We start from the raw sequence: 7,330 nt of genomic DNA, 5'->3' as shown, positions 1-7,330 counted from the left end.
GGCCCGGGCGACCCAGCCCTCGATGTTGCGCTGCGCGCCCGCGCTGACGCCGAGCGCGCCGGAGGGCACGTCGCGACGGATCACGCTGCCGGCGCCGGTGTACGCGCCGTCGCCGATGGTCACGGGGGCGACGAACATGTTGTCCGCGCCGGTGCGGGCGTACGAGCCGATCGTCGTGCGGTGCTTGTTCACGCCGTCGTAGTTGACGGTGATCGAGGCGGCGCCGATGTTCGTGTGCTCGCCGATCGTCGCGTCGCCCACGTAGGACAGGTGGGGAACCTTGGAGCCGGTCCCGATCTGCGCGTTCTTGGTCTCGACGAACGTGCCGATCTTGCCGGCGTCGCCGAGCACCGTGCCGGGCCGCAGGTACGCGAACGGGCCCACGCTGGCGTCCGCGCCRATCACGGCGAGGGTGCCGTGCGTGCGCACGACGCTGGCCCGCGGTCCCACCTCGACGTCGGTCAGGGTGGTGTCGGGGCCGACCGTCGCGCCCTCGCGGACCACCGTGGCGCCGTGCAGCTGCGTGCCGGGCAGGAGCGTGACGTCCTGCTCGAGCTCGACGTCGACGTCGACCCACGTGGTCGCCGGGTCCACCACCGTGACGCCGTCGCGCATCCAGTCCTCGAGGATGCGGCGGTTCATCTCGGCCCGCAGCACCGACAGCTGCACGCGGTCGTTGACGCCCTCGACCAGCACCGGGTCGTCGGTGCGCAGGGCCCGCACGTGGCCGCCGTCGGCCCGCGCGATCGCCAGCACGTCGGTCAGGTAGACCTCGCCCTGCGCGTTGTCCCGGCCCAGCCGACCGAGCGCGCCGCGCAGCACGGCCGCGTCGAACACGTAGATGGAGGAGTTGATCTCGCTGATCGCGCGCTGCGCGTCGTCGGCGTCCTTCTCCTCGACGATGCCCAGCACGTCGCCCGTGCCCGGCTCGCGCAGGATCCGGCCGTAGCCCGTGGGCTCCGCGACCTCGGTGGTCAGCACCGTGATGGCGTTGCCGTCGGCGTGGTGCGCCTCGAGCAGCTCGTGCAGCGTCGCGGCGTCGAGCAGGGGCACGTCACCCGCGATGACGACGACCGCGCCGACGACCTGCGCGTGCGTGGCCGAACCGGCGGTCGGGTCGTTCGCGGCGTCCGCCTGGGCGGCCGCGTCGAGCGCGTTCATCGCCATCTGCACCGCGCGGCCCGTGCCGGGGATGCCGTCCTGGTCGGCCAGCAGCACCTGCGGGTCGAGCTCGCGGACGTGCGCGGCGACCCGCTCGCGCTCATGCCGGACGACCACCAGGACGCGGCCGGGATCGAGGGCGCGAGCCGTGGCCAGCGCGTGGCCGACCATGCTCCGACCGGCCAGGGTGTGCAGGACCTTGGGAGTCGCCGAGCGCATCCGGGTTCCTTCACCTGCGGCGAGGACGACGACGGCGGCCGGGCGGGGGAACGTCACCTGGGGGTGCTCCTCGCGGATCTGCCCGGGTCTCGGGCGGCGGATCTCGTGCGCACCGTGCACTCTACCCGCGCGCGGAGGTCGCTCCGGCCGCGTCGGGATCCTCCGGCGCGGGGGTGAGCCGGCGCGGCGGCTCCGGGACGACGTGCCGGATCCGGGCGATCCACACGCCGGTGGCCGCCGCCCCGACGAGCGCCACGACCATGACCGCGACCCGCACACCGACCTCGGGCGCGCCCACGGCGAGATCCACGACCTGGGACAGCGCCACGAACAGCAGCACGCCGAGCAGGAGGTAGGGAGCACGCTTCCCGCGCGTCGTCGCCATGAGCCGCACCGTACTCCGTCCACCAGTGCACGCAGAACTGGCACGTCGGAGGCTCCGCCCCCAGGATTCGAACCTGGACTGCACGGCTCCAAAGGCCGGCGTGCTGCCGTTACACCAGGGCGGACCGACGTCGCGACGCCGTGGCCGCCAAGTCTGCCAGGCACCGAGCCTCCCAACGGCAGCGACCCCTCACGGCATGATGGGCGCGTGGCCACCGACAGCAAGCGCGCACCCCGCTCCCGCATGACGGGGACGCAGCGGCGAGCGCAGCTGCTCGACGTCTCGCGCCGCCTGTTCGCAGAGAAGGGCTTCGACGGCACCAGCGTCGAGGAGATCGCCGCCCGGGCCGAGGTGTCGAAGCCCGTCGTGTACGAGCACTTCGGCGGCAAGGAGGGCGTCTACGCGGTCGTCATCGACCGCGAGATCCAGGCGCTGACGGGGGCGCTGAGCGGGGCGCTCGAGGCCGGGGGGCACCCGAAGGCCATGGTCGAGCGGACGGCCCTCGCGCTGCTCGGCTACATCGAGGCGTCCGAGGACGGGTTCCGGATCCTCGTGCGCGACTCCCCCGTGGCGCAGGCGACCGGCACGTTCTCCAGCCTGATCGGGGACGTGGCCACCCAGGTGGAGCACCTGCTGGCCGACCAGTTCAAGAAGCAGGGGCAGGACCCCAAGACGGCGCCGATGTACGCGCAGATGCTGGTCGGCATGGTCGCGCTCACCGGGCAGTGGTGGCTCGACGCCCGCAGCCCGAGCAAGAACGTCGTCGCCGCCCACCTGGTCAACCTCGCCTGGAACGGCTTGTCCGCGCTCGAGCGCCGGCCGACCCTCACCGGCAGCGTGTGACGAGGATCTCTGTCGACGTCGAGTAATCTCGGATCATGGTCGCACGCACGTCCCCGGACGCTCCCGGGTCCCGCGACGAGGTCGATCGGATCGTCCTCGCCTGGGAACGCGAGCGCCCGGACCTCGACGTCCGACCCCTCACGGTCCTGTCCCGCGTCAGCCGGCTGGCCCGGCACCTCGACCTCGCCCGGCGTTCCGCTTTCGCGCGGCACGACCTGGAGACGTGGGAGTTCGACGTGCTGTCGGCGCTGCGTCGGGCCGGCGCCCCGTACCGGCTCTCGCCGGGCGCGCTGCTCACCCAGACGCTGGTCACCAGCGGCACCATGACCAACCGGATCGACCGCCTGGCCGAGCACGGCCTGGTCGAGCGCCAGCCCGCGCCCGACGACCGGCGCGGCGTCCTCGTGCAGCTCACGCCCGCCGGGCTGGCCCGGGTCGACGCGGCGTTCGCCGACCTGCTCGACGTGGAGCGTGGCCTGCTGGGCGACCTCGACGAGGCCGACCGCGACCGGCTGGCGGACCTGCTGCGCGAGGTGACCGCGCCGTTCGACGCGTCGTGAGGGCATGACGGCGGCGCGGTCCGCCGCACGGGGACTCCTGCTCGCCGCCGTCCTGCTGTACGCCCTCAACCTGCGCGCGCCGATCACGGCGCTGGCCCCGGTCGTCGACGACGTCCGCGCCGACCTCGGCCTGAGCGCCGCCGCCGTCGGCCTGCTCACCGGCATCCCCGTGCTCTGCTTCGCGCTGGCCACACCCCTCATGGCCGTGCTGCTCGGGCGCCTCGGCACGGGGCGGGTGGTCGCGGCGTCGCTGGTCACGGTGCTGGCCGGCACGCTGCTGCGGTCCTCCGACGGGTTCGGCACCGCCCTCGTCGGCACGGTCCTCATCGGCGTCGCCATCACCGCCGGCAACGTCGCCGTCCCGGTGGTGATCGGCCGCGACTTCCCCGGCCACGTGCCGCGCGTCACCGGCCTGTACACCGCCGCGCTCAACGGCGGCAGCGTCCTGACCACCACCCTGACCGCGCCGCTGGCGGCCGCCGTCGGGTGGCGGTGGGCGCTCGCCAGCTGGGGGCTGCTGGCGGTCGTGGCCCTGGTCGTGTGGCAGCGCGCGTACCCGTTCGGTCGCGCGGAGCCCGTGGTCCTCGTCGGGGCGAGCGGGGCCCCGGACGTGTGGCGTCGTGCGGTCACGTGGTTCCTCGCGGTCGCCTTCGCCGGGCAGGCGTTCGGCTACTACGCCGTGAGCGCCTGGCTGCCGTCCCTCCTGCACGACACCCTCGGGCTCGAGCGCGCCGCGTCGGGCGGGGCCGCGGCGCTGTTCCAGCTGTTCGGCATGGTCGGCGGCATCGCGGTGCCGATCGCGCTCGGTCGCCGCGCCCCCGTCGCCGCCGTGTCCGCGGCGATCGCCGTCGGCTGGATCGTGCTGCCGGTCGGGCTGCTGCTCGCGCCCGGCGGGTGGGCGCTGTGGTGCACCTTCGCGGGCGTGGCGCAGGGCGGGAACTTCGCCGTGATCTTCACCGTGATCGCCTCCACCGCCGGGTCGCAGGCCGCGGCGCGCCGCATGTCGGCGACCGTCCAGAGCATCGGCTACGGCTGCGCCGCGCTGGGCCCGAGCGTCCTCGGCGCGGTGCACGCGTCGAGCGGCGGATGGACCGCCCCGCTGCTCGTCGTGCTCGGCGCGGTGCTGACGATGGGGACGGCGTCGGGGCTCGCGCTGCGCAGCATGCGCCGCGAGGCTTAGCCGACGATCTCCGCGGCCTCCATCCAGGCGGTCTCCAGCTCGTCCTTCTCGACGGCCAGGGCGCGGAGCTCGGCGTCGAGGGCGATGACCGCCTGGTGGTCCGTCGCCTGGTCGGACATGCGCTGGTGCAGCACGGCCTCCTGGTCAGCGATGCGGGACAGGCGCCGCTCGATGCGGGCGATCTCCTTGCGGGCGGTGCGCAGGTCGGCGGTCGAGACCGCGGCCGGCGCCGCCGTGCTGGCGGGCCGGGCGTCCAGCGGGGACGACGCGGTCGCCTCCGCGTCCCGCCGCAGGTCGAGGTACTGCTCGACCCCTCCCGGCAGCTGGCGGAGCAGTCCGTCGCCCAGCAGCGCCATCTGCGTGTCGCACACGCGCTCGAGCAGGTAGCGGTCGTGCGAGACGACGATCAGCGTGCCCGGCCAGCCGTCCAGCAGGTCCTCGAGCGCGGCCAGGGTGTCCGTGTCCAGGTCGTTGGTCGGCTCGTCGAGCAGCAGCACGTTGGGCTCGCCGACGAGCAGCCGCAGCAGCTGCAGCCGGCGTCGCTCGCCGCCCGACAGGTCGCGCACCGGGGTCCGGGACCGCTCGCGGTCGAAGCCGAGCCGCTCCACCAGCTGGGCCGCGGTGAGCTCCTTGCCGCCGACGACGACCGAGCGCTTCTCGCTCTCGATCACCTCGATCACGCGCATGGCAGCAAGCTCGTCGAGCTCCTCGACGTCCTGCGTGAGCTCGGCGACCTGCACGGTCTTGCCGCGCTTCACGCGGCCTGTGCTCGGCTGCTGGCGTCCGGACAGGAGCCGCAGCAGCGAGGTCTTGCCGGCGCCGTTCACGCCGACCAGGCCGACGCGGTCGCCGGGGCCCAGCCGCCAGGTGATGTCGTGCAGCAGCACCCGGTCGCCGTAGACCACGGAGGCGTCCTCGATGTCGAGCACGTCCTTGCCCAGCCGGGCCGTCGCCATCCGCGTCAGGCTCAGCTGGTCGCGCGGCGGCGGCTCGTTCTCGATGAGGGCGTTGGCCGCGTCGATCCGGAACTTGGGCTTCGACGTCCGCGCCGGAGCACCCCGACGCAGCCACGCGAGCTCCTTGCGCAGCAGGTTCTGCCGCTTCTCCTCGGTGGTCGACGCCGTCCGCGCCCGCTCGGCGCGCGCGAGCACGTACGCCGCGTACCCGCCCTCGTACTGGTCGACCCCGCCGTCGTGCACCTCCCACGTGCGCGTGCAGACGGCGTCGAGGAACCAGCGGTCGTGGGTGACCACGACGAGGGCGCCGTTCGTGCGGGTGTACCGGTCGACCAGGTGGGCGGCCAGCCAGGCGACGCCCTCGACGTCGAGGTGGTTGGTCGGCTCGTCGAGCACGAGCACCTCGTCGTCGCGGACCAGCAGCGCGGCGAGCGCGACCCGGCGGCGCTGCCCGCCCGACAGGGTGGCGACGTCCGCGTCGAGGGAGACGTCCGCGAGCAGGCCCGCGTGCACCGAGCGGATGCGGGAGTCGGTCGCCCACTCGTGCTCGTCGGCGGACCCGTGCACGACATCGAGGACGGTGCGTCCGGCGAGCAGGTCGTCGCGCTGCTCGAGGACGGCGACGCGGACCCCGCCGGCGCGGGTCATCCGGCCGTCGTCGGGAGCCTGGATGCCCGAGAGCACCCGCAGGAGGGTCGACTTGCCGGCGCCGTTGGGGCCGACGACGCCGATGCGCTGGCCGTCGTCGAGGCCGAGCGAGACYTGGTCGAGGAGGGTGCGCGTGCCCAGCGTGAGCGTGACGCGGTCCGCGCCGAGAAGGTGAGCCATTTGCCRTGAAGGCTACCCGCACACCCGCACAGGTCCTCCACACGGACGGGCCACGCGGCCCCTGACCTGCGCGCTAGCGTCCCGGACATGACCGTCGCCCACGCGCGCCGGGCCGCGCCGCACCGCTTCGCCCGCGCGGTCGCCCTCACCGCCGTCGGCGTGCTGGCGTTCGGGGTGGCGGGTGCCGCGGCGGTCTACCTGAACCTGCAGTCGAACATCGACGAGGTGGACCTCGCCGGCATGGTCGGCGACGAGCGCGAGCGGCCCCACCCCGCCGCCGGCCCGACCGCCCCCGGCGACGCCCGCGCCGGCTCGGCGGTGAACCTGCTGATCATCGGGTCCGACGACCGCAGCGGCGAGAACGCGGCGATCGGCGGCGCGAACGAGGGCATGCAGTCCGACACCACGATCGTCGCGCACGTCGCCGCCGACCGGTCCCGCGTCGAGCTGGTCTCCATCCCCCGGGACCTGCTGGCCGACCGGCCGTCCTGCACCCTCTCCGACGGCACCACGACCCCGGCCCGGGCGCACCGCCAGTTCAACGAGGCGTTCGCGGTCGGGTGGAAGCTCGGGCACGACGTCGAGTCGGCCGCCGCGTGCACGTGGAAGACGGTCGAGGCCCTCACGGGCGTGCGGCTCGACGGGCTGGTGCTGGTGGACTTCGTGGGCCTGCGCGACATGGTCGACGCCATCGGCGGTGTCCCCATGTGCCTGCCGACCGACCTCGACGACTCGCTGACGGGTCTGCACGTCAAGGCCGGGCCGCAGGTGTTCGACGGCACCACGGCCGTGCAGTTCGCCCGCGCCCGGCACGACATCGGGGACGGCTCGGACACGGGCCGGATCACCCGTCAGCACGACCTCATGGCCGCGATGTCGCGCTCGGTGCTCAGCCGCGACGTGCTCACGGACCCGCCCGCCATGCTGCGGTTCGCCCAGGCGGCGACCAGCTCCCTGACCGCGAGCTCCGGCTTCCAGTCGTTGCCCGACCTGGCCGGCTTCGGGCTGTCGCTGCGGAACCTGCAGGCGGACCGGATCGTCTTCGCGTCGATGCCGACCGCCGCGGCGCGGTCCGACAAGTACCGCGTCGAGGCGACGCCGGCCGCCGCGGAGCTCTGGGCGCGCATCGCCGCCGACCAGCCCGTGGGCGAGGCGCCGTCCGCCCCGCCCGCGACCCCGGTCCCCGGGAGCACCGCAC

The 7,330-nt window shown here is 74.3% G+C and carries 7 protein-coding genes and 1 tRNA gene; 4 read left to right on the top strand and 4 right to left on the bottom strand.

Annotation, left to right across the window (positions count from 1 at the left end; all coding sequences use genetic code 11):
• The 3 genes from glmU to ACXJKG_RS17580 all read right to left on the bottom strand — a co-directional run.
• Positions 1–1,437 (bottom strand): bifunctional UDP-N-acetylglucosamine diphosphorylase/glucosamine-1-phosphate N-acetyltransferase GlmU (gene glmU / locus ACXJKG_RS17590; RefSeq protein ID WP_456847034.1); only part of this gene is annotated, 1,437 nt, incomplete at its 3' end.
• 64 nt (positions 1,438–1,501) lie between these two features.
• Complete coding sequence (locus ACXJKG_RS17585; protein WP_456847033.1) at positions 1,502–1,765, bottom strand: hypothetical protein; 264 nt, start codon at positions 1,763–1,765, stop codon at positions 1,502–1,504.
• 52 nt (positions 1,766–1,817) lie between these two features.
• Positions 1,818–1,889: transfer RNA gene (locus ACXJKG_RS17580), tRNA-Gln, on the bottom strand.
• Positions 1,890–2,008: 119 nt separating this feature from the next.
• Between ACXJKG_RS17580 and ACXJKG_RS17575 the strand changes: the two genes are divergently transcribed.
• Genes ACXJKG_RS17575 through ACXJKG_RS17565 form a run of 3 tightly spaced genes read left to right on the top strand, consistent with a single transcriptional unit; the run spans position 2,009 to position 4,348 of the window.
• Positions 2,009–2,608 carry a TetR/AcrR family transcriptional regulator gene (locus ACXJKG_RS17575; protein WP_456847035.1) on the top strand — a complete coding sequence of 200 codons (600 nt, stop codon included), beginning with the start codon at positions 2,009–2,011 and terminating at the stop codon, positions 2,606–2,608.
• A gap of 35 nt (positions 2,609–2,643) precedes the next feature.
• A complete protein-coding gene (locus ACXJKG_RS17570; RefSeq protein ID WP_456847032.1) occupies positions 2,644–3,168 on the top strand; it encodes a MarR family winged helix-turn-helix transcriptional regulator in 525 nt (174 codons plus the stop codon).
• Positions 3,169–3,172: 4 nt separating this feature from the next.
• The gene (locus ACXJKG_RS17565) at positions 3,173–4,348 is read left to right on the top strand and encodes an MFS transporter (RefSeq protein WP_456847031.1); all 1,176 of its coding nucleotides are present in this window, start codon (positions 3,173–3,175) and stop codon (positions 4,346–4,348) included.
• Here the strand turns inward: ACXJKG_RS17565 and ACXJKG_RS17560 are convergent.
• Positions 4,345–6,132 (bottom strand): ABC-F family ATP-binding cassette domain-containing protein, encoded by a 1,788-nt coding sequence (locus tag ACXJKG_RS17560; RefSeq protein WP_456847030.1) that lies wholly within the window; start codon positions 6,130–6,132, stop codon positions 4,345–4,347. The two genes, ACXJKG_RS17565 and ACXJKG_RS17560, sit on opposite strands and share 4 nt — an antisense overlap.
• Before the next feature lie 87 nt (positions 6,133–6,219).
• Here ACXJKG_RS17560 and ACXJKG_RS17555 point away from each other — a divergent pair.
• The coding region (locus ACXJKG_RS17555; RefSeq protein ID WP_456847029.1) for an LCP family protein at positions 6,220–7,330 on the top strand (1,111 nt) is incomplete at its 3' end.

The organism is Cellulomonas sp. P5_C6 (genome assembly GCF_054049635.1).
The sequence above is the reverse complement of the archived record's forward strand: the minus strand, read 5'-3'. Positions and strand labels throughout refer to the sequence as shown.

Bases quoted from the DNA above. Each gene is read 5' to 3' on its own strand.
- ACXJKG_RS17585 (WP_456847033.1), bottom strand. From the start codon at position 1,765: ATGGCGACGACGCGCGGGAAGCGTGCTCCCTACCTCCTGCTCGGCGTG.
- ACXJKG_RS17575 (WP_456847035.1), top strand. From the start codon at position 2,009: ATGACGGGGACGCAGCGGCGAGCGCAGCTGCTCGACGTCTCGCGCCGC.
- ACXJKG_RS17570 (WP_456847032.1), top strand. From the start codon at position 2,644: ATGGTCGCACGCACGTCCCCGGACGCTCCCGGGTCCCGCGACGAGGTC.
- ACXJKG_RS17565 (WP_456847031.1), top strand. From the start codon at position 3,173: ATGACGGCGGCGCGGTCCGCCGCACGGGGACTCCTGCTCGCCGCCGTC.